This window comes from Leptospira fletcheri (genome assembly GCF_004769195.1).
Lineage (GTDB): Bacteria > Spirochaetota > Leptospiria > Leptospirales > Leptospiraceae > Leptospira_B > Leptospira_B fletcheri.
This window is the reverse complement of record NZ_RQET01000004.1, coordinates 1,151,304-1,171,337: the sequence shown is the minus strand read 5'-3', so window position 1 is coordinate 1,171,337 and position 20,034 is coordinate 1,151,304. Positions and strand designations below refer to the sequence as shown.

Below are 20,034 nucleotides of genomic sequence, written 5' to 3'. Positions count from 1 at the left end.
CCTTGCTTGTCTTTTAATAACGATTTATCATTATTGGTAAAATGCGTTTTCCCTGGAAACAGTCTGAAAATAGAGGTTCTGCGCCTTCCCTACGGAAGAGCGTGACAACTCTATTTGTATTGGCAGCGTTTCTAGGTGGATTTTCTCTCAGTGCCACCCACCAACATTCTACTCCTAGGAACAACAAGACGATCCAGGCGGAAAGCAAGCCTTCTGTAAGTTCCGAACATCTCTGCTTCCTGTGCTCTCACGGACAATTGGGTTCTGCGGAAGCCGGAAAACCGTTCCGATTGTTTTCCGCAAGTGCATCCTTAGTCCTGATTTTTTCTCCCGTCCCGATTTTTCGTAAAAACCCTTCCAGAGATCGCCTAAGAGGCAGAGCACCCCCTTTTCTTTCCTAAACTTCGCGTTCCTTATCTCGTCCCCGGTCAGACGAAAAACGCCATAATAGGAAAAGAAAAATGAAGAAATCATTATATAGTAAAATACGTTTTATTTGTTCCATATCCCTACTACTTTCGTCGTCGAGCCTCCTGGCGTTGGACGTGAATCTGAAAGGATTCGTAAAAGATCCGGAAGGCAAACCCATACAAGGTGCTTCTCTATTCTTGGTCGAGAATAGGATGGGAGCCAAGACCGGAAAAGACGGAAGTTTCGAATTTCTTCACCTTTCTCCGGGAAATTATACGATCACGATAACGGCGCCGAACCGACAACCCAAGACCGTATCGGTTGAACTCCTGGAGCAGGACAGGTCTCTGGACATAGTACTTCAAACTTCCCTCATAGAAGGTCAAGCCATCAACGTGACCGCCAAATCCGCGGCGTCCGATTTCCTATCCGCTCCCCAGCCGACAACGGTGATCGAAGGGAGACGCCTGGAAAGACAAAGAGGGCAAAACGTGATGTCGGCGCTGGACAATACTCCCGGAGTTGCCACACTCACGACCGGTGCCGGAACCTCAAAACCGATCATACGAGGTCTGACCGGCCAGAGAGTACTGGTGATGACGGACGGGGTACGCCAAGAGGAACAGCAATTCGGCGACGACCATACGGTGGATGTGGACGCTTTCAACATCGATCGGATCGAAATCGTGAGAGGACCCGCTTCCGTCTTGTACGGTTCCGACGCTCTAGGCGGAGTGGTGAACATCATCCGCTCCAAGGCGCCCACGGCCAAGGACGGAGCTCCTCTTTTAGGAGGTACGATTTCTTCGAACAGCTTTTCGAACAACAAACAGGATGCTACGTCCGTTTCCCTCTTCGGATACAATAAGGAATCGAATTTCGGTTATAGAGTCCAAACCGATACCAGAAAGGCGGGGCGGATCGACACGCCCAAAGGAACTCTTCCAAATACCGGCTTTAAGGAAAGAAACGTGAGTACCTCCATAGGAACGGACGGAAGTTGGGGAAATTTCTACGTGGATTCCTTCCAGAGATTCCAGGAGCAGGACTTATACGACAACCCGACCGAGTCTCCGGGAGCGAAAGGGTACCAACAGGTGACCCACCAAAAGACCCATGTTCACTCCTTCTTTATCTTACCCTTGGTCAATGTGGAACTGGATGCCGGTTATCAGCGGAATAATCGAAGAGAGATCCCCGATAAAAACCGTTACGTTCCGATCGAAAAAACCCTTTTTGATCCGACGGTAGACAACTTCGGCAAAGCTTATGCTATCTATCAGGTGAATCAAAACGCGGTCAAACAGGGCCTGAATCTATTTCTGGATACGACCACCTTCGACGCGAAAGTACACCACAAAGAATGGAAAGGTCTAAAAGGAACGGCAGGCGTCTCGGGAATGCAACAAAGAAATAGCACGATCGGAACCGATGCCCTTATCCCTAGCAATTCTCTCGGCAATATTGGTTATTTTATCCTCGAAGAATGGAAACTAGGCAGCCTCACATTCACCGCAGGAGCAAGATTGGATCGACGCACGATGGATATTCGCTCGAATCCGGCCCTCGGAGTTACGAATCAGACCCGAAATTTTTCCGCTCACACCGGAACGTTGGGAAGTATTTGGCGCTTTGCGAAAAACTTTGCTTGGACCGTAAACGTAGGCAGAGGTTTCCGCGCTCCCACCGCTTTCGAATTATTCGCGGACGGGGTCCACGAAGGAACGGGGAGATTCGAGATCGGAAAATCCAGCCTGACTCCGGAAACGTCTCTGAACTACGACACCTCTCTTAGATTCGCGACCGATAGAATCCAGACGGAACTCAGCGTATTCAAAAATAGGATCAATCACTATATCTATTCCGTAAGCGCGGGAGCCTTCGACCCTGCGTCCGGGTTACCGATCTACCTATATAGACAGGATTCTGCGACTTTACAAGGTGGGGAGTTTAACGTTCAGGCACAAGCGACTTCCTGGCTCGTATTGACCGGCGGCATAGACCTACTTGAAGGAAGGGTTCGTAAAACCGTGCCGAAGGAAGTATTGCTGAATCCCGGAGGCGTAAATCTGGACTCCATTGCCTCGGACCTTAGGACGAAATACCTACCGAGGATGACTCCGAACCGGGCAAGACTTGGAGTTAGATTCACCGCGGCCAAATTTTTAGGCATCACGAATCCTTACTTTTCCGTCAACGGAACCTTTGTGCAGTCCCAATACAAGGTGGACAAACTGGAAACCCGTACCGCCGGCTACAATCTGTACGACATAGGTTTCGGGGGAGAAATCCCGGGATTGACGAACGGATCCGAATCCGCCACCTTCGATGTCGCCGTACTAAACGTATTCAATAAGGAATACGTAAATAACCTCAGCCGCTATAAGGATTATGCTTTGAATCCGGGAACGAACGTCACGTTCAAAACGACGATTCCCTTCACATTGATATCGAACTAAACACGGGAATAAATCATGATTTACAAATACATTATCTTCTTTCTTTTTCTTTCCGCTTCTGCTTATTGCACCTCCGATCCCCAAACGGAAAAAAACAGGGAAGCGAACCGAAAACAGACCTTACTCTCCCTTATCGTGAACAAAGGAGTGACCGCGGACTGCGTGTATTGCAGCAACACGCAAGCGTTCCAAGGCAGTTGCTCCTGCTATACGAACATCCCGGTTCTTACTTGTCAGGGCTTGCCTAGCGGAAACGGAAAATCCAATTCCTATAAGATTTCATGCGCGGATCTAGTTTCCGGCGGCGGAATCTGGACCCAAGACGGGGCGGGAAATTCGAGTTGCAACTATCTTACCTGCCCTCCGGAGGCGTACCGGGCAGCATTCACTGCGGAGGGGAGGTGATCGTTAGACGAAGCAAAGTCTCGGATCCGGAAATGAAAGGGTTCAGTAGATCGGAAGACCCGTACTATAGTCGATCAAGGTTCTTTTATAAGAGGAAGAGAGAAGGTTGGAGGAGATCAGATAGTCGGCCGAGATCCGATTATTCGCGATGGGAATATTGTACAATACTGCGATCCTCAGTAAGGCTTTGACGTCCGGGTCGTGAGGCTGGGCTGTAAGAGGATCCCAAAAGAAGATCACGACGTCGATTTCCCCTTCCACGATTTTGGCGCCGATCTGCTGGTCCCCTCCGAGAGGACCGGATAAAAATCTATGCACCGGCAGATCCGTTTTCTCGTGGACGATCCGACCTGTCGTTCCTGTCGCATAAAGATGGTGTCTAGATAACTCCGATTGATGCAACTGCACCCATTCTACGAGGTCCTGTTTCTTATTGTCATGAGCGATTAAAACGATTCGTTTCGTCTCTGGAACGTTGGGCGCTTGCATCTTTCGAGTCTCCTCTACCATTCAGAGTTTGCATCCGCCTCCGTTTCTGGAACCATTTTTTAGCGGTGAAGACTCCTCTTCGATTCCATCCAGGTCACGTTGGAATTCAAGAGGTAGTTCGTGAACATGGCCAACGCGATGGCGAGAAGGTCGCAGACCAGACGCGCTTCCCAACCGGGTCTCGAACCGAACTCCGGAAGCAATCGATAATATAGAAAATGAAAAACGGACAATTGAACGAAGATCCCGAACAAGCTGACTAGGGAAAATATCAGAAACCCCCGCAAGGCATCCCATCGAAAATACCTTCGTTCGTAAAAAGTGAAATAATTGTTCAATACGAAATTGGAGATCACCGAAAGCTCTATCCCGAAAAGAACGGAAAGCGAAAATTTGGGGAGAATCCGAAAACCCGTATGCACTTCGCTGAATCCTGCCGCTTCCAGGAAAAGGAATCCTCCGATATTCACGAAGACCCCGAAGAAGCCCACGATACAATACAGTAAAAAAGTGGGCGAGATCCATTTCCCGAAACGGATGTCCAAAATCGCTACGAGGAAGTTTCGGACTACCGAATTATCCAGTTTGGAATCTCCTCGGGCTCTATTTCTGAAAATGTACGGGATTTCTGCGACTTTCAAGGCGATCTTAGACCTGCCTAAAATCTCTAAGAGGATCTTGAATCCTCTCGGATTCATGCGATTTTGAACCCTGTCAAAAACCTCTTTTTTGAGTCCGAAGAAGCCGCTCATCGGATCCGAAATACCTATAGGAAGTAGGCGTCTCGCGAACCAGGTCGCAAAACGACTCATTAAGCTCCTGAAAGCGGACCACTTTCCGACGGACCCACCGGACGCATATCTGGTGCCGACCGCTAGATCGAACCCCGACGACAGATCGCCGATCATCTTTGGGAGAATATTTTCGTCGTGTTGTAGATCCGCGTCCATCACGACGAAATATTTTCCTCGAGCAGACGCCATTCCTGTCATCACCGCGGAGGAGAGACCTTTTTCTCCCATTCTACGGATGATCCTGATTCTTTCGTCGCTTTCGCCCAGCTCCTCGGCGATCCTCCAAGTTCCATCCGGGCTGTTATCATCTATAATTAGTATTTCGTAATTTTCTTTTTTTAATATATTCGAAACCCTTCCTACAAGCTGATTTATGTTTTCAGCCTCGTTATAGGTGGGTATAAGTACGGAAACGTCCGGTCTCATTCGGGTATCCTCGGAATAGGGAAAAAAATCAGCGTACAGGACCGGAAATACGGGACTTCTCGCGTCCTGCAGCTGTGCTACAATCGTCGAAACGAAACAGATAAATGCTGGACCTTCTACCGTTCTTGGCCGGATTCAAAGAAACTACGAATTCCTCCAGAGGAGAGGAAGCGAATTCCGCTTCCAAACGCCAAGGCATCTCCGGGTCGATTCCGTTCAGAAAGTAATCCTTCCGAACGACGAACGCTGTAGAGCAAGCGTCGTACGGATTGAAATTTCTGATTTTAGGGAGGTGGTTCTCGTCCATTTCCGTCACCGGCTCTAAGGTCCTGAGGGGAGATCGGTAAGCGTAGGAAACCGGTAGATGCGGGACCGAATCCTTATACACGTAAACGTCCTGAACGTCCGAATTTCTGTTCAGGTACCGGACCAAACCGATCACGTTATTCTGGATCGTAAAAAAGGAAAGAAAACCGAGTAAAAGAAAATTCAGCGTGAAAAAGGAAACGATTCTCGGGTCGAGAACACTTTTTCGTTTATCCCACCAATAAGCGAACAGTGGAGCCGCCAATACCAGAAGAATCGGAAATATCGGAAGGAGGAATCTTTCCTCTTTATGCGGAACGCAGGAATGGAAAAACAGAAAGATTGAAGCGTACAAAAGTGCAGGGAACAAACCGCCGTAAGTGATCTTCCAACGAAAATCCGTATACTTGCCGATCAGAAACGGAAAAAGACTGGCTCCCAACACCGACGGAACATACGCGAACCAAGGAGAAGTGCCGTATTCGGAAGAATGAGACAGATTGTATTTAAGATACGCGATTAAAGAAGAATGAAAGGATCCCCTGAAAATCAGATCAGGTAGTCCTGTCAGAAAAAATGCGAACATGCCGGAAGCGATCAGAACTGCGCTTTGGCGGAATTTATTTTGTTTTATACTTTTATAAATAACGATTCCTGCAATAGGTAATATGCATATCCCGGCCTGAAAACGGAAAAGGGCGGAAATAGAACACCACAATACCGACCGAGCGATATCCGCATCCTTTTCGGATGTCCAGTATCTGGAAGCGTAGTAAGCGCTCAACAGTAGAAAAGGGGCCGACATCGATTCGATCAACGCGCGCGTGGATACGAACGGCATTAAAAAATGAAGGGAAAGTAAGAAAAGCCCCGTCAGCGGAATCCAAGTTTCATATCCGTTTTTTCTCGCTTCCTTACTTTCCGAATCGAACAGAAAAGAAAGATACCTATACCCGACCAAAAGAGTGATCGAAGAAAAGATTCCTAGAACCACGAACACGGCTCGGATCTGGTCCAAAGGATCCGCAAATCCGAGTAGATATGCAACCTTAGCGACGCAACGTATCAGTAAATCCGGCAAAAGGGAGCGGATCTCAGGAACGGAGGTCACCGGATCGATAACAGCCAGAGAAGCGGACTGTGCCGGAACCGAAAAGAAAAGGATATAATAATCGTCCAGCGCGAGATAACCGTAATTGAATATGGCTGTCGCAATGCGGACGAACATCCCCAGGACTAACAGGAGCCAGAACCATTTCGCTTTAAAAAGGGATTTTTCCATTCAGGATATACGAACGGAATTTCTTATCAAATCGATAGCAGTTCAATTACACATCGGTAAATAATGAGGACGACGATCCGGATACGCGATAAGATTTCGTCTCCCAATTGTCCGAAAACTGTAACCGAATGCGTGCTCTTAAATTCTTGCCGCCCTTTCGCCGCAATTCAGCTAGGAAAGCATGAAATATCTCTTACGGACCTTTCCATTCTGGATGACGCTCGTTTTGCTTCATACCAACGCACTCCATTCCCAATTCTATTCCAACAAAGGACTCAGAAAGAATGCGGGGGAAAAGAACGCGGAATGGCAGGTAAAAGGAAGATATTTCGAAACCGCGGAAAGAACTTCCCGACTTTCAGGGAGAAATGGGACAAACCGGCGCGTGCCTCACTCCCGATGAAAAAACGTTATCCACCACTGCGGTATACCAGCAAGGATGGGGTCGTAGCAACAAGATCACTCGTTGGAAATCCGCCGGAAACATCCCTAGAATTACGCAAATACTTTGACGAACCTGAGCATGAAAAATGGAATTCCATGTGGTCGGCTTCGGAGTCTTCGGGAAAAAAATCCGGATCGGCGACGTTCTTACAAAAGCGAAAGGAGCGATACAGCGAATCCGGTTTAGGTTCGGTAAGAAAAACAACATCGATTCTAATCTATAACGACAAATCGTCACGGACCCATTCGGAATAATACCGGGTCGCCTCCAGGGCGGCTCGGTACGTCAAGTGGTGGGGATCCAAAAATCCGCGCTTATCTGAAATCAACGCGGATGCGTCGTGAAAAGTAACTCCTTGGGATTTCAAAGAACCTAAAAATTGCAAGTATCCTTTGTACCAGACTCCGTTTTCATAAGTGCCCCTTTCCAACGGATTTTCCGGAGAGTTAATGAGCACCACCCGAATGCCTTTCTCTTTCAAAAAGGACACCGTTTTTCTTAAGTATTTCATCTCGGACCACTCCAGATAGGAATCGGAAGCGGAAAGCAATTCCTTACTCTTACGTACCGTTTTTAGGCGATTCAACGCTCCTTCTTCCTCTTGGTTTTTGTACAACCGGAGATCATAGTCCTCGTCATACTCGCGGGAATTCATATCAGTCAAACGGGAATCGTCAAGGCTCTCTATTCTTCTATAGGAAATATCCCGTCTAAAATCCTTTCTACAGAAATTCTGGGACAATCGGATCCCGTAAATTTCCTCGCGGCCAAAGATGCGACTGTCTACTTCGTCGGAAGAAACCGATGTATCCGTTTCAAAACGCAATCGAACCGTTTTAGGCCGATCGGAAAACTCGATGTCCAATTTATGCCACCCGGGCTTTTCGTATCTACGCTCCCAAATCGGCTCCGCTCGTCCTACCCGGAAGACGGCTAGCTTAGCATCCGGCCTGTGCAAAAAGAAACTGTCTTTCAAAGACGTACCGTCTATCTCGCATTCGATTTCGAATTTCGGTTTCGCCCAACCTCTTAAATAAATTCCGTTGTCCGGTATGATACCTGTATAATAATGATAGGATCTCCCCAAGCGGAACCTATGCATATACCAAGCTACGAACGGATCGTAAAAGAAACTCCTGAGTCGCACGGAAAATAGAAGAGACCGAACCAGAAAGTCCTGAAGGTTCGATTTACTTAATGTTCCGATCTCCCGCCACCTTTCCCTCAAAAACGATTGAGGATATAAGAGTCGATTCTGATGTCTCGCCTCCACCGAATCCTGAAAATATTTCACTTCATCGAAATACAATTTACTTTCTTTTTTCTTAATATACTCTAGCTGAAAATCGGCGGGATTGAAGACGTAAACGACGGCGGTCGGATTCTTGGAGGCGATATCCTCCTTATAAAAATAAAAATCGGAAGGGGACATGGACGGATGTGCGTAAAATTCCGCACGAGCCGATCCCGTTCTTGCAAAAGAATCCGTCGGAAACATCCCGTCCGGAAATACGGAATACAGAGCCACGCTGCTTCCCACGACAAGAACTCCTTTTTCGGATTCCTGAAATTCGATGTTCCTCCTCTTCGAAAGGAAATTGTACCAAGGAGAGGTATCCCATTCCATCTCGTTCGGAAAGTTGAAAACGATACCGTAAAAAAGAATCCGATCTACCGCCAGAGAACCGATCGAAAAAACGATCGCAGCCGCCAATACTTTGAGCTTCAAACTTGTCTCCCGAAAATTCTGCCGAGCTCCTCGGCGAACTCGTTCTACAAGCACCTCTCCAAGTTACGAAAACGAAGCAACCGAAATTCCGATTTTAAAGGAACGGCAAAAAACCGAAAAGAAAGACGATCGTCATAAAATCGAAGAGATCCGTTATTTTTGTAAAAAAAGAAAACGGATGATCGAACAGCGTTCATATCGATTCGAAAGCCCGTGCCGAAAATCCTGGAAATAAATTATAAATTCATGATATATAATCTGAACCCAGGTCTAGCTGAAAAAAGAAGGAACAAAATTCTTGCGATTCAGAATGCTAGGAAAAATCTAGGGAGGATATGTCCGACCGGATGCCACCAAGGCAAAACCAAAGGAAAGAAGAAGGATTCCGACTCGGACATTTTCTATCGTTTATTTTCCTACGATCGATCCTGCTTCCTTTTTCCTTCCTTCCATACAGAGCTTGTATCTTTCTGGGCTCGGCAATCATTCTTCTATTTTATCCTTTTGCAAGAAGGCATCGTAAAATCGCGTACAAAAACCTGAATCACTCATTTCCCGAGCTGACTCCGAAGGAACTTCGCTCCCTAGTCTTTAGGCACTTCCGATTTTTAGGAGTGATACTGGGATGTTTCTTTTACGAACAGAGGAAATCCCGGATCTGGACCGAAACATACATCTCTTACGACAAAGATTCCGAACTGCTGGAAAAAGAATTACAAGGGAAAGGCACGGGCGTTGTCATCGTATCCGGTCACATCGGAAATTGGGAAAGCATGGCCGTCTACATGCCTTTACGTCTTCCTAAAGTAGGAACCCTCTTCAAACCGGCCAGGAACCGATATGTGGGAAATTGGGTGGATTCCCGGAGACAAAACGCAGGGACTGTCGCGACGATTCCCATCGACAGACCCACTGAGGCTCTACGAAAACTGAAGGGGGGATACTGGCTCGCTTTTTTTGCGGACCAGAACGCAGGCAAAAGCGGAATTTTCGTGCCCTTTTTAAATCGACCCGCCTCCACTCACCAAGGACCCGCCGTCATGGCTTATACCGCCAAAGTCCCGTTGGTATTTTATACCACCATTTACAAAGGACGGGGAAAATTCGAAGTTTCCTGTGAGGACCTGGGAGTCCCTCGCCTTCTTGCCGGAGAAACCAAAGAGGACATGATCCTAAGAACGACAGAGATGTGGACGAAAGTTTTGGAGGAAAAAATCAAGAAGAATCCGGAGCAATATTTTTGGGTCCACCGCAGATGGAAAACGCAGCCGACGGACCTCTTCCTCAAATAAATAACCCGACGATTTCTTTCGAGTTCATATTTTTTCCTCCACGACCGATCCTAGTAATGGAATGATTTCTTTTCGCTCTACCGCTTTATCGGTTTCGGTTTTCCTGCACGCCGTTCTGATCCCTTGGGCTTCCGTGGATTCGGAAAACGTACCACAAACTACGATGTCTCGGGAAAAGAGCCTAGAAATGTTTCTCCCTGAGTCCGAAAACCAGAGTCCTTGGGAACAAAGTCCTCTCGAGTTTCATGACCCGGATTTTCTCGGAGATTTCTCCGAAGACAATTCCAAAACCCTGGTTCTAAAAGCCCGCGAGGATCTAAGCAAGGCACTGGACATCTTTCAAAAAACCTGGGAAGAGACCGATCGAAGACGTAAGGAAGAAGAAGCCAAGAATCTAGACTCGGAAAGATACGACTGGCAACGCCGAATGAGATTGGAAAATCTAGAGAGAAGTCTGAATCGGGAGTTGGCGAAGTCCAGACAGGAATCCATCACTCTCCTAGCGGCCGCTTCCCGCAATTTGGATAAGGTCAAAAGTCCGAAAGTTCACAAGACCCGGGAATATCTAGAAACCAAGGCGGGAGTCTATCGCGAACTGATCAAGCACCAGTACGCGATGAAGAACTACGTGCAATCCGCAGAATTTCTGGAAAAGTATTTGGACTTGGATCCTAGTTTCAGCGAAGAAACGGAGCCGCACCGATTGCTCGCATTCTGTTACGAAAGACTGGCGCTTGCAGCCAAAAAAAGTCGCGACGAAAACGACTTGGAACGGTATCTTTCCTTAAAACGAAAGCACGGAATACTTTACGCAAAACTAAAGTACGGAAGCGATTCCTACGAATTCAAAAGAATGGTGGAACTTCTCGCTAGGGACTAAAACAGGTTTCCGACTCTCAGGTAGGTTCGGACAGACCCAATTCCTTGCGCAGCCTCTTATTTTCCTCCACCAATTCTCGAATCTCCTGTTCCGTATAAGCGAACAGTTTGGTCTGAGCTTCGAGGATCCGATTCATCTCGATTTCTTCGATACTTGAGTATTCCAAAGCTCTTTCGGTGGCCTTTCTAAGTTCCAGGGCGTGCTTCAATTCCATAGTCTTCAGATTATCTATGATTTCGGAGACCTTCAATCTTTCGTGAAGAGTCAGCAATTCCTGATTTTTCAACTCGTTCACTCGTTCTATGGCCTTATTGATGTCTTCGTTATTCTTCTTGATTTTGGCCTCGAACTCCAGAATCGCATGTAGAGCCGCGTTTGCCTTGTTCGCATCCTGGTATTCCTTGTTTGCCAGTTCGAACACGCCTTCGAAGAAACCGACGTTCGCGAGACAGCTATTTCCGATCTCGTTCGCGATGAGTTTGAAGAATTCCGTTTGGATCACTCTGTCCAATATGATGCGTAACGTCCTAGGCTGAACCGGGTTTTCCAGCACCTCAGTCTTTCCTTTCGGGGAAAGTTTCGGAAAAATCTCCTCGGCATCGGGGGATACGACGATGATCAAGGCCACGAAAGGATGCAACTCGAAGCGCTTTAAGAAGTCGTCCTTGATTTCATTCCATTCTTTGATCTGAGTATTTACGTAAAAAACGTTGATATCCTGCGGATCCAGCTCGATGCTTCTGTATTCCTTCAGTAAAACTTTACGTAATTCTATATTAATGCGAGGGTGTTTCCAGATATGGACGGGGAATTCCGCTCCGGAAGTGATATGCCATATATTTGCGGTTTTCAAAGCCGACTTCCCCCTATCAATTCTTTTCGCATAAGTCGATCGGAACGTCCCGGTCTTACCTTCCGGGGATTTTAACCCCTTCCGTCCCGGTTTCTCCATAAGGATAATTTGTTGAGTACCACTGTCAATTTCGTTTTTAGGGGCTCGAAAACCCGAAAAATACGATCAAAAAAATCGAAGACGGGAGAAAGCCGGTCCGTGATCCGGTTCAAAAATTTCATCACGGGGAGAGGAAGTCTCATGTCAGTGCGCTTCAACATGATGTTGAGACTAATGATCGTCACCACAATATTCCCCGCCCAAGGACCTAACCATACCGGAACCTTGCTGTTATCGGAAACGTTACTTCCTAGAGTGAACAATCCCCAATAGATGATGATCAGAACCACGGCCATCGTGAAACTCATCCCTTTTCCGGATCTTTTGACGACCAGACCTAAAGGCAGGGAAATAATGGAAAATATCAGACAAGAGAGAGGCATGGCGATCCTTCTATGGATTTCTACATTGAACTTAGCCAGCACCTTTTTGGACTGCTTTAGCAAAGCATCCAATTGGGTCAGGATCGAGAACTTTTGGGTTTTTTCGGACGCGGAAATATTCGGGTCTTGAGCGGTCTGAAGTACCTCCAACTGCAACTGGGTGACCATCTGCTTGAGGCCGCCGATCCCCTTGATGGAAAGTCCCATTTCTTTTAGGATCTCCAAACCCGGAATATTTTCCAAGCCCTCGCTTTCGATGCTGTTCCGAATGGAGATCAAAACCGGCATGGTAAAAGTCTCCGGACTGACGTTCAATTCCAGAGTCTTCTTTTCCTCCTTCTTCGGAATATTGTAATCCATCTCCCCTTTTCTCAAATCGTAGACGGAAAAACCCTTCTTGTCCTGGTTCCATTCCAAAATCCAACCGCCCTTCAAACGAATGGATTTTTCGAACTCTCCGTTCGGTCCCAATTTTTCCACCAAGGTTCCTTTCTTAGCGGCGATGATCTGGGACATGCGCGATCCACCCATAGGAATCGCGGTGGTCCCTATATAAAAATATTCGTCCCCTTCGAGGGAAATCGTCCATTCCCTGATCTGAACGCCGGTCAATTCACCCGATTCGGGATTTACCCCTTCGGTGTACATGGTCCGCCCTTTTTCTTCGAAGAGCCCCTGGGTTTTATCTCCGCTGAATTGACCGGGAGTCATGGCGAGTAACGGATTATAAGCCATCACCCATTTGTTGAACTCTTCCATCTTTCTCGTATTTTCAGGGGATAGAAAAAAATTGAGATAGCCCACCAAGAGAGCCATCACCGTTCCGAAGAGCAAAAACACGACGTAGATTCTGGAGAAACTGATCCCTGCGGAACGGATCGCAGTGATTTCCGAATCTCCGGATAATCTTCCTGCCGCCATCACACCGCTCATCAGACAAGCCATGGGAATCGTCATCGGCATGATATTCCCCAAAAGATAACCGAAGTAATCCAATAAACGAAATGGATCCACACCCTTACCTACGAATAGACCGATCATCTTTTGCAAGGCGAGAGCCATGTAAACGGTGGTAAAGAAAAGAAGAGAGACGAAGAAAGGAGGAACGATCTCGGAGAGAATATAGCGGTCTAGGATCGGAATCCTTCTCAAAAATTTTTCGCGATCCGTATGGACAAAGAATCCGGGAGGAAGATCGGCTACCGTATGTACTCGAACAGAACGAAGATCCGTACCCTGCCGGACCTTCCCTTGCGCTTCCACGCCGAAACCTTCCGTGGTCTTTCCTTTTACCGCCTTTCCTTTTTTAGCAGTAGAAGCGGATTCGGCTGCGGCGACTTTCCCCTTTTTCGGCGGGGAAATTTTTTTCAAGCAAGGATCCTTCCCCTGAGGGTAGCGCTGGTAGCGGAAAGAATCTCTACCGGAACCGTTCTGCCGATCCAAGAGGAAGCTTCTTCTTCTTTCGGAATCGGAAACACAGTCATACGTCCGCAAGGAGTTCTTCCGCAAGCTTCCTCGACGGACTTTTTAGAAAGACCTTCGACCAAAATCGGAAAAGTCTTTCCGACGCGGGCCCGATTCCGTTCCAAGGAAATCGCGGTCTGGAGATCGACGAGTTTCGTAAGCCGTTCGGATTTCACCTCTTCGGGCACATCGTCCGGAAGTCTCCTCTGGGCGACGGTCCCTTCCCTCTCCGAATATTTGAACATAAAGGCCATATCGAAACCGACGGAGCGCACCGTTTCCAAAGTGTCTTCGTACTCCTCTTCGGTTTCCCCCGGAAAGCCCACGATGATATCCGTAGTAAGTCCGACGTCCGGAACGTAGCTTCTGATCCTTTGCGCCACTTCCAGAAATTCCTCCCTCGAGTAGCTCCTTTTCATATCGGAGAGCACCTTCGTGTTTCCGGATTGCAAAGGAAGATGAATGTTCGGACAGAACCTGGGATTTTCCGCCATGAGTTCCAGAAGGTGCAAAGGAAAATCTTTGGGGTGAGGGGAAGTGAATCGGATCCTCTCTATCTCCGTTTCTTCCAAAAGCATCCTTGTCAGCCCCGCAAAGTCGGTCCCTTCGTGGGAATAAGAATTCACGTTTTGTCCCAAGAGGGTGAGTTGCTTGATTCCTTGAGAAACCAAATCCCGAGTCTCTCGCACAATGGACAGCGGGTCCCGACTTCTTTCTCTCCCGCGGGTATAAGGTACCACGCAGAAAGTACAGAAATTATTGCATCCTCTCATGATCGTCACGAATGCCTGTACCCCATTGACGACTCTGGGCTCGATCTCGTCGTAGGTCTCGATTTTAGAAAGGCGAGTCAGGGAAACGGACTTTTCTCCGTTTCGAATTCTGGAAATCAGATCCGGGAGGGTTCTGTAATTATCGGGTCCGACCACCAGATCGAGAGGGAGTTCCTGGTGAAAAAGATCCTCTCCTAGATTTTGGGCCATGCAACCCAGCACTCCGATCACCAAAGAGGGATTCCTTTTTTTCAGGTATCCTAGACTTTGGAGCCTTCCGTAAATCTTCGCGTGCGCATTTTCGCGGATCGCGCAGGTATTCAAAAAAATAACGTCAGAGTCCTCTGGATTCGAAACAGTTTCGAACTGGGCTCCTTGCATCAGGCTGGTTACGATTCCGGAATCATATTCGTTCATCTGGCAGCCATAGGTCTCTACATAGACCTTGCCGGCCTTTACCGCCCGTTCTAAGACACTCATAAGACGAGTTTCCGGGGTCGAAATCGGGTGTAAAGGGGATTTCCCCCGTTTTTCGGATGCGAAAAATCGTTTCCTATTCCTACAGGAATCGGAGAAAATCGATCCATTGACGGTGGGCAAAGTGACGATTCTTGGGAACGGCTTGAACCGAAAAACGGATTACTACGAAATCTTGGGCCTCGTGAGAGACGCTCAAAAAGAAGATATCGAGGAAGCGTTTTGGAATTATGTTACCGAATTGGATTCGCATGAATGGCTTCCCGAAAAGGGGGAAGCCTTTAGGGAAGGACTAAGAGCCTATTACTTCCTATCCGATCCGGAGCGAAGAAAACGTTATGACGGTTCTTTGGATTACGAATTGGTGCTACTGGATCCGAACGGAGTACCCGAGGAATTCGAAAGATACTTCGAAATCCAAAAGATCAATACGCCCAAGGAGTACCAAAGACTGTACCGTCAATTTCTGGTTCTGAAATACGAACGGGAAGACAAACTTTGGTCCTTAAGAAACACGACTCTATTCTTCCTGGGATGTTTCACGTTTTTGATGGCGATGTCGATCGTACTGGTAATTTTCCAAAAAAACGGTTGGCTCTCTTCCGAATCCGACCTTTTCTACCGAAAGTGGGGCCTTTTTCTTTCTTCCGGACTGATGGGAGGCGGATACTTCTTCTTCCGGGTCCTTTTTTTGAATCGGGTTCTGTTACAAAGGGAAAAAAAGAGAGACCAAGAGATAGATGAAGAAAGCCGCCAAGCTTGATCCGAAAGCGTTAGTAAAGGAAGAAATCGAATATTATTATTCCTTGTTACAAGAAGAAGTAACCGAATACAATTGCGGTTCCCTCTGCGCCCCTTCCAACGGAGGAGTTCCGGTATGTTGCCAAGCGGACAACGCACTCCCCGCCCTCTACAAGGCGGAATACGAGATGCTCTCCTCCCGAACCGATCTTTGGAAGGAATACGTCCCCGCTACCAAACAGGAAAAAAAAGAATTCGAGGAATACGATCTTAGGAAAATCACGTTTTGCGAATGCAAAGGAATCGAACACTGCGAGCGGGAAAATAGATCCATCAGTTGCCGCACGTTTCCTTTGGAGCCCTACTTGGACACGAGAGGGATTCTGATCGGGCTGGTTTTCATGCGGGAATTCCTGACCAAGTGCCCGCTCACGGCCAAAGCCAAGGACATCCGACAAGCATTCATAGACAGTCATTTTCTCTTTTGGGAAAAATTGCTCTTTAGATTGGAGTCCGAATACGAGGTCTACTGGGATTCCAGCCGCGCCTACCGAAGGTGGAGCAAACGCACCGGAAAACCTTTGACCATCCTCTTTCCGAGCCATCTGAAAGACAAAGAATACCTGAAAAAGTACTGTTAAATCCGGAAACGAAGGACTCCTCTCTTGCTTGAGCTCATCGGATCCGTCTTTGCGCTCGTGCTTTCAAATTTTTATATTGACCGGTCTATTTATTAGTGATAGGATGTCCGAATGGGAGAAAAAGGAGAAAAATCCAAAGAGAGAATGATCCGCGCCATGGCGGAAGCGTTGGAGACCCGAGGCTATTCCGGAACGGGATTGAACGATATTGTGGAAGCGTCCGGCGCTCCCAAGGGATCGATCTACTTTCACTTCCCCGGAGGAAAAGAGGAACTAGCTGCGGAAGCTTTGAATACTTCGGGAGAAGAAATGGGGGAACTCTTTCAAAAAATCCTTCGATCTTCCAAATCGGCCGCGAATGGAATCGAAAACATCTTCTCCGCGCTGGAAACGAAGATGATCGAGTCGGAATTCCGAAAAGGTTGCCCGATTTCCATAACCGCCAACGAAACTTCTTCGGAGGACGGTGTGGTAGGTCAAACTTGTAGAAACGTATTCAAAAATTGGAATTCTAAATTGGAATTGTTCCTAAGGAGCTTGGGATACGGAAAGGCGAGAGCGGCCGAACTTTCGGTAGCCTTATTGTCCCTCATGGAAGGAGCGATTTTATTCTCCAGGACCTACAAGGATACAAGACCGCTTAGAACCGCGGCTAAAACCGCAAGACAATTGCTCGCATTGGAGGACAGGAGATGAAACCGAAAAGAATCGCTTGGGTCGTATTTGCCGTTTTGGTTTTAACGGTAGTCTTCGCGTTAGGATATCCTCGTTTAGCCGTTCCTTCTCTGAATTCCGACAGGGAACATTCTCCGGAGAAACACGGAACGAAATCAGATTTTCCTCTTTCCTTTTCCTTGATTGCGACGGGAGAAGCCGTCACTTCCGAAGCGTTCGTAGTGGAAGGAGGCTCCTTACTAAAAAAAAGGGGAATCATCCATACTGCCGTTTTGGTACGGCACCCGAAAGCTTCGTTTTTATTCGATACGGGACTGGGCACTCGCGTGGCGGAGGAATTCCGACAACATGAATTCTACAAGCGACCTCTATTGGCTTATAAAAACCCAAAACCTGCCGTGCTTCAGCTCAAGGAGGCAGGAATCGATCCTGATTCGATCCGTCACATTTTCGTTTCCCATCTTCATTGGGACCACGCGAGTGGAATCAAGGACTTCCCCTCGGCAGAGATCCATGTTTCCCCGGAGGAAAAAGGAAACGCTCCGATGGAAGGAGCAAAAAAAGGATACATACCCTCCCAATATTCTGGAACGGAAATCCGCTGGCAGCCGATCGTCTTCGAGGACCGTGCGTACGAATCGTATGCAAAGAGCAAGGATTGGTTCGGAGACGGGACGGTCGTCTTTGTGCCCTTGAGCGGCCATACTGCCGGTTCCATCGGAATGTTTCTGAATCTTGCCGAGGATCGCCGCTACTTCTTTACGGGAGACACTACTTGGTCTAAGGAAGGATTCGATCTGCCCGCGCACAAACCCAGGGGTTCGAGATGGCTTGTGGACTTGGATCCAGAGCTTTTGGGTCGGGAGCTAGATCGGGTGCACCGGCTAGGAATCCGACTTCCGAATCTGATGATCGTTCCCGCGCATGACAAAAGCGTTCAGGAGAAAATCGGATTCTTTCCCCGTTGGATCCGTTAGGAACGGAAAGCCGACTAGCGAGTCCCCGATCCGCCGTACTGGAAAAGAAAACGGAAGAGCAAAAGTTCGCTCCCTAAAATCTGTACTTCTAACCGATTTTCTCCGGATACGAAACACCTTCCCGGAAACGCGGCCAAGATCCTTCTCGTTTCCTCTTCGTAATAATGCCTCGCTTTTTTTCGGGGAAACGTCAGAGATTTGTAAGCTTCTTGGGGAGTTTTCGGATATCTTTCCGCCTGGCCGAAAGCGGCCTCCGGAAAAACGACATATGTATAAGGATATTCTAATTTATCGACCGCGTCGCATTCGCCCAATCTGATTCCGGTTTCTCCCAGATCGGAGACTTCCCTCCCGCCTACCTTCGGTTTGATGATGATCAAAAACACTCTAGCGCCGAACTTTTCCATTTCGGAAAACCCTTCCTGCACGTGATCCGAATCCGATTCCGGTCTAGAAAAGTTATTCGGATCCGCCAGAATCTTTTTCAATCTCTCTGATCCGATTTCGGAGGCGCTCACCAAAAACGCTCCGTTCCATACGTTCGGATCCGGGATCCCTTTTTTGGATTCGATCTCCGCGGAAGGTGCTGAGCGGACAAAATTTACTCGGGCCCTACAGGAGAAAACGCAGAAGAAAAACGGAATCCAAAGGAACAGAACATATCGAGCCCGCAAAAGGAAAGAAAAAGATTTCACCTGTAAATCCTTACGATCGCCTCAGCGGATTTTTTCCTGCGAATTCATCTGGTCGTCTTGATCAGCAGAATTTCACGGGTAGCCCTTTCCAACTCCGACTTGATTTCAGGGGTCTTTTCGAAGACATAGGCGTCGAATAACGCGGGAAGACAATCCGGATCTCCTATGACCCGGATCGTATCGACTGCCTGCATCCGCAAGGACAGTTTTTCCCTTCGGTTCGAAGCGAAAGTGATGAGCGCCGGGACGGAGGTTTTTTCCTTCAAATCGCCTAATGCACGTAAAATGGAAAGTTTTACGTCCAGATTTTTTTCCTTATCCAAAATCCTCTTTAAATCCATGGCGCCCGGGTTGTACGCCAGCTTTCCTATGGCCTCGGCGGCCCTAGAGCGCAGAGTCGGGTCCTTATCGTTTTCCAAAACGGTAAGCAAACCCTGTCCTCCACCGTGATTTCCCAAATCCAGCAAAAGATCTATCATCCTGATTTTCAGGCTATTGATGGGCTCCCGAGACAATTGTTCCGAGACAGATTTTGCCCCTTGCTTATCCCCGAACGGAAACAGGGCTTCTACACACACTGCACGGAGATCCGGATTCTGTTCGGTGATCCCCTTATAAAAGAGGGAAATATACTGCCTACTTTTCCTGTCTTTCAGGATTTCCAGGGCGTGATAACGCACATCCTCGTCTTCATCGGTGGCCGCCATCTTAGGAATCAGGCCTCTCGAATCGAATATATTATTTTTTTGCAATATAATAAAAAACTTACTTCTAAGAGCCGGACTTTCATCCGAAGCGAATTTCTGTATCAGATTCTGGACCCGCTCGTCCTTGATCCAGACGGAGGATTCCAAAAAATATTCCCGAAAAATCGGATTTGGGGAATTTGCCAGATCCAGAACGTAAGGCATGGCACGATCGTCCTTCATAAGCTGGACGCAACGATAGGCGATCTGTCTTAGCTCGTAATCGGGATGGGTAAGGCCGTCGATCACTACATAGATAAGTCTTTTTTCTTTTTTCTTTTCAGCCAGATCCAGAACGCGCCTTCGGATCTCCGTCTTTTTAGTGATCTTGAATAGATTTTCGCTTTCGGAACTCCAATTCGGAGCGAGAGAATCCAATTCCTCGGTCTCCGAAAAGAGATCCAGAACCGCGAAAAGAGTATCTTCTCTGGTATCGGGATCGGATAGGATTTTAGGAAGTTCCTTTACCAAGTCGAATCTCGAACGATTCCGTATCTCCCGGATCGCCCTGGCTTGTTTTCTCCCTCCCGAAAGAACCTCCTCTCGAAAGGGATCCTTTGCTTCCTCGGAAAATATCGAGTAGGAAAACGCC

19 protein-coding genes are annotated in these 20,034 nt (G+C 47.7%); 10 read left to right on the top strand and 9 right to left on the bottom strand.

The genetic code is table 11. From position 1 onward, the window contains the following. The first annotated feature begins 101 nt into the window (after window positions 1–101). From EHO60_RS08890 to EHO60_RS08880, 3 genes are read left to right on the top strand one after another with little or no spacing between them, the layout of a single operon-like run. A complete protein-coding gene (locus EHO60_RS08890) occupies window positions 102–401 on the top strand; it encodes a hypothetical protein (RefSeq protein WP_135767754.1) in 300 nt (99 codons plus the stop codon). A gap of 60 nt (window positions 402–461) precedes the next feature. Further along, complete coding sequence (locus tag EHO60_RS08885) at window positions 462–2,870, top strand: TonB-dependent receptor (RefSeq protein ID WP_135767753.1); 2,409 nt, start codon at window positions 462–464, stop codon at window positions 2,868–2,870. A 15-nt stretch (window positions 2,871–2,885) separates the two neighbouring features. Continuing rightward, the gene (locus EHO60_RS08880) at window positions 2,886–3,275 is read left to right on the top strand and encodes a hypothetical protein (protein ID WP_135767752.1); all 390 of its coding nucleotides are present in this window, start codon (window positions 2,886–2,888) and stop codon (window positions 3,273–3,275) included. A 42-nt stretch (window positions 3,276–3,317) separates the two neighbouring features. On the opposite strand, the gene EHO60_RS08875 is transcribed toward EHO60_RS08880, so the two are convergent. The 3 genes from EHO60_RS08875 to EHO60_RS08865 are packed head-to-tail and all read right to left on the bottom strand — an operon-like array spanning window position 3,318 to window position 6,572. After that, the gene (locus EHO60_RS08875) at window positions 3,318–3,764 is read right to left on the bottom strand and encodes a methylglyoxal synthase (RefSeq protein WP_135767751.1); all 447 of its coding nucleotides are present in this window, start codon (window positions 3,762–3,764) and stop codon (window positions 3,318–3,320) included. A 59-nt stretch (window positions 3,765–3,823) separates the two neighbouring features. Continuing rightward, a complete protein-coding gene (locus EHO60_RS08870) occupies window positions 3,824–4,984 on the bottom strand; it encodes a glycosyltransferase (protein WP_135767750.1) in 1,161 nt (386 codons plus the stop codon). Between the two features lie 28 nt (window positions 4,985–5,012). After that, on the bottom strand, window positions 5,013–6,572 hold the full coding sequence (locus EHO60_RS08865; protein WP_135767749.1) for a glycosyltransferase family protein: 1,560 nt from the start codon (window positions 6,570–6,572) through the stop codon (window positions 5,013–5,015). A gap of 181 nt (window positions 6,573–6,753) precedes the next feature. Between EHO60_RS08865 and EHO60_RS08860 the strand changes: the two genes are divergently transcribed. Further along, on the top strand, window positions 6,754–6,975 hold the full coding sequence (locus EHO60_RS08860; RefSeq protein ID WP_135767748.1) for a hypothetical protein: 222 nt from the start codon (window positions 6,754–6,756) through the stop codon (window positions 6,973–6,975). A 259-nt stretch (window positions 6,976–7,234) separates the two neighbouring features. Here EHO60_RS08860 and EHO60_RS08855 read toward each other — a convergent pair whose 3' ends face one another. Beyond that, window positions 7,235–8,746: a hypothetical protein gene (locus EHO60_RS08855; protein WP_246028202.1), complete on the bottom strand. Its 1,512-nt coding sequence runs from the start codon at window positions 8,744–8,746 to the stop codon at window positions 7,235–7,237. A gap of 347 nt (window positions 8,747–9,093) precedes the next feature. Between EHO60_RS08855 and EHO60_RS08850 the strand changes: the two genes are divergently transcribed. Both EHO60_RS08850 and EHO60_RS08845 read left to right on the top strand, forming a co-directional pair. Further along, a complete protein-coding gene (locus EHO60_RS08850) occupies window positions 9,094–10,038 on the top strand; it encodes a lysophospholipid acyltransferase family protein (protein WP_246028201.1) in 945 nt (314 codons plus the stop codon). A 61-nt stretch (window positions 10,039–10,099) separates the two neighbouring features. Next, entirely contained in the window at window positions 10,100–10,918 is an 819-nt protein-coding gene (locus tag EHO60_RS08845) for an FcpA-related putative periplasmic flagellar protein (protein WP_135767746.1), read from the top strand. A gap of 16 nt (window positions 10,919–10,934) precedes the next feature. On the opposite strand, the gene EHO60_RS08840 is transcribed toward EHO60_RS08845, so the two are convergent. From EHO60_RS08840 to miaB, 3 genes are all read right to left on the bottom strand, one after another. Then, window positions 10,935–11,771, bottom strand: a complete 837-nt coding sequence (locus EHO60_RS08840; RefSeq protein WP_135767745.1) for a hypothetical protein — start codon at window positions 11,769–11,771, stop codon at window positions 10,935–10,937. Window positions 11,772–11,842: 71 nt separating this feature from the next. Then, window positions 11,843–13,624, bottom strand: a complete 1,782-nt coding sequence (locus tag EHO60_RS08835; protein WP_135767744.1) for an LptF/LptG family permease — start codon at window positions 13,622–13,624, stop codon at window positions 11,843–11,845. Next, complete coding sequence (gene miaB, locus EHO60_RS08830; protein ID WP_135767743.1) at window positions 13,621–14,970, bottom strand: tRNA (N6-isopentenyl adenosine(37)-C2)-methylthiotransferase MiaB; 1,350 nt, start codon at window positions 14,968–14,970, stop codon at window positions 13,621–13,623. The genes EHO60_RS08835 and miaB overlap by 4 nt, the downstream gene beginning before the upstream one ends. 112 nt (window positions 14,971–15,082) lie before the next feature. On the opposite strand from miaB, the gene EHO60_RS08825 reads away from it, so the two are divergent. The 4 genes from EHO60_RS08825 (at window position 15,083) to EHO60_RS08810 (ending at window position 18,001) form a co-directional block, all read left to right on the top strand. Beyond that, a complete protein-coding gene (locus EHO60_RS08825) occupies window positions 15,083–15,730 on the top strand; it encodes a J domain-containing protein (RefSeq protein WP_246028241.1) in 648 nt (215 codons plus the stop codon). Further along, the gene (locus tag EHO60_RS08820; RefSeq protein ID WP_135767742.1) at window positions 15,708–16,349 is read left to right on the top strand and encodes a hypothetical protein; all 642 of its coding nucleotides are present in this window, start codon (window positions 15,708–15,710) and stop codon (window positions 16,347–16,349) included. The genes EHO60_RS08825 and EHO60_RS08820 overlap by 23 nt, the downstream gene beginning before the upstream one ends. 111 nt (window positions 16,350–16,460) lie before the next feature. Next, window positions 16,461–17,045 carry a TetR/AcrR family transcriptional regulator gene (locus EHO60_RS08815; RefSeq protein ID WP_135767741.1) on the top strand — a complete coding sequence of 195 codons (585 nt, stop codon included), beginning with the start codon at window positions 16,461–16,463 and terminating at the stop codon, window positions 17,043–17,045. Continuing rightward, the gene (locus tag EHO60_RS08810) at window positions 17,042–18,001 is read left to right on the top strand and encodes an MBL fold metallo-hydrolase (protein ID WP_135767740.1); all 960 of its coding nucleotides are present in this window, start codon (window positions 17,042–17,044) and stop codon (window positions 17,999–18,001) included. Before EHO60_RS08815 ends, EHO60_RS08810 begins: the two co-directional genes overlap by 4 nt. A 14-nt stretch (window positions 18,002–18,015) precedes the next feature. On the opposite strand, the gene EHO60_RS08805 is transcribed toward EHO60_RS08810, so the two are convergent. Both EHO60_RS08805 and EHO60_RS08800 read right to left on the bottom strand, forming a co-directional pair. Further along, window positions 18,016–18,696 carry a hypothetical protein gene (locus EHO60_RS08805; protein ID WP_135767739.1) on the bottom strand — a complete coding sequence of 227 codons (681 nt, stop codon included), beginning with the start codon at window positions 18,694–18,696 and terminating at the stop codon, window positions 18,016–18,018. A gap of 44 nt (window positions 18,697–18,740) precedes the next feature. Then, window positions 18,741–20,018: a HEAT repeat domain-containing protein gene (locus tag EHO60_RS08800; protein WP_135767738.1), complete on the bottom strand. Its 1,278-nt coding sequence runs from the start codon at window positions 20,016–20,018 to the stop codon at window positions 18,741–18,743. Window positions 20,019–20,034: the final 16 nt, after the last annotated feature.

Excerpts from the sequence above, each read along its gene's own strand:
- EHO60_RS08885 (WP_135767753.1), top strand. The coding sequence starts at position 462 with ATGAAGAAATCATTATATAGTAAAATACGTTTTATTTGTTCCATATCC.
- EHO60_RS08880 (WP_135767752.1), top strand. The coding sequence starts at position 2,886 with ATGATTTACAAATACATTATCTTCTTTCTTTTTCTTTCCGCTTCTGCT.
- EHO60_RS08875 (WP_135767751.1), bottom strand. The coding sequence starts at position 3,764 with ATGCAAGCGCCCAACGTTCCAGAGACGAAACGAATCGTTTTAATCGCT.
- EHO60_RS08870 (WP_135767750.1), bottom strand. The coding sequence starts at position 4,984 with ATGAGACCGGACGTTTCCGTACTTATACCCACCTATAACGAGGCTGAA.
- EHO60_RS08865 (WP_135767749.1), bottom strand. The coding sequence starts at position 6,572 with ATGGAAAAATCCCTTTTTAAAGCGAAATGGTTCTGGCTCCTGTTAGTC.
- EHO60_RS08860 (WP_135767748.1), top strand. The coding sequence starts at position 6,754 with ATGAAATATCTCTTACGGACCTTTCCATTCTGGATGACGCTCGTTTTG.
- EHO60_RS08850 (WP_246028201.1), top strand. The coding sequence starts at position 9,094 with ATGCCACCAAGGCAAAACCAAAGGAAAGAAGAAGGATTCCGACTCGGA.
- EHO60_RS08845 (WP_135767746.1), top strand. The coding sequence starts at position 10,100 with ATGATTTCTTTTCGCTCTACCGCTTTATCGGTTTCGGTTTTCCTGCAC.
- miaB (WP_135767743.1), bottom strand. The coding sequence starts at position 14,970 with ATGAGTGTCTTAGAACGGGCGGTAAAGGCCGGCAAGGTCTATGTAGAG.
- EHO60_RS08820 (WP_135767742.1), top strand. The coding sequence starts at position 15,708 with ATGAAGAAAGCCGCCAAGCTTGATCCGAAAGCGTTAGTAAAGGAAGAA.
- EHO60_RS08815 (WP_135767741.1), top strand. The coding sequence starts at position 16,461 with ATGGGAGAAAAAGGAGAAAAATCCAAAGAGAGAATGATCCGCGCCATG.
- EHO60_RS08810 (WP_135767740.1), top strand. The coding sequence starts at position 17,042 with ATGAAACCGAAAAGAATCGCTTGGGTCGTATTTGCCGTTTTGGTTTTA.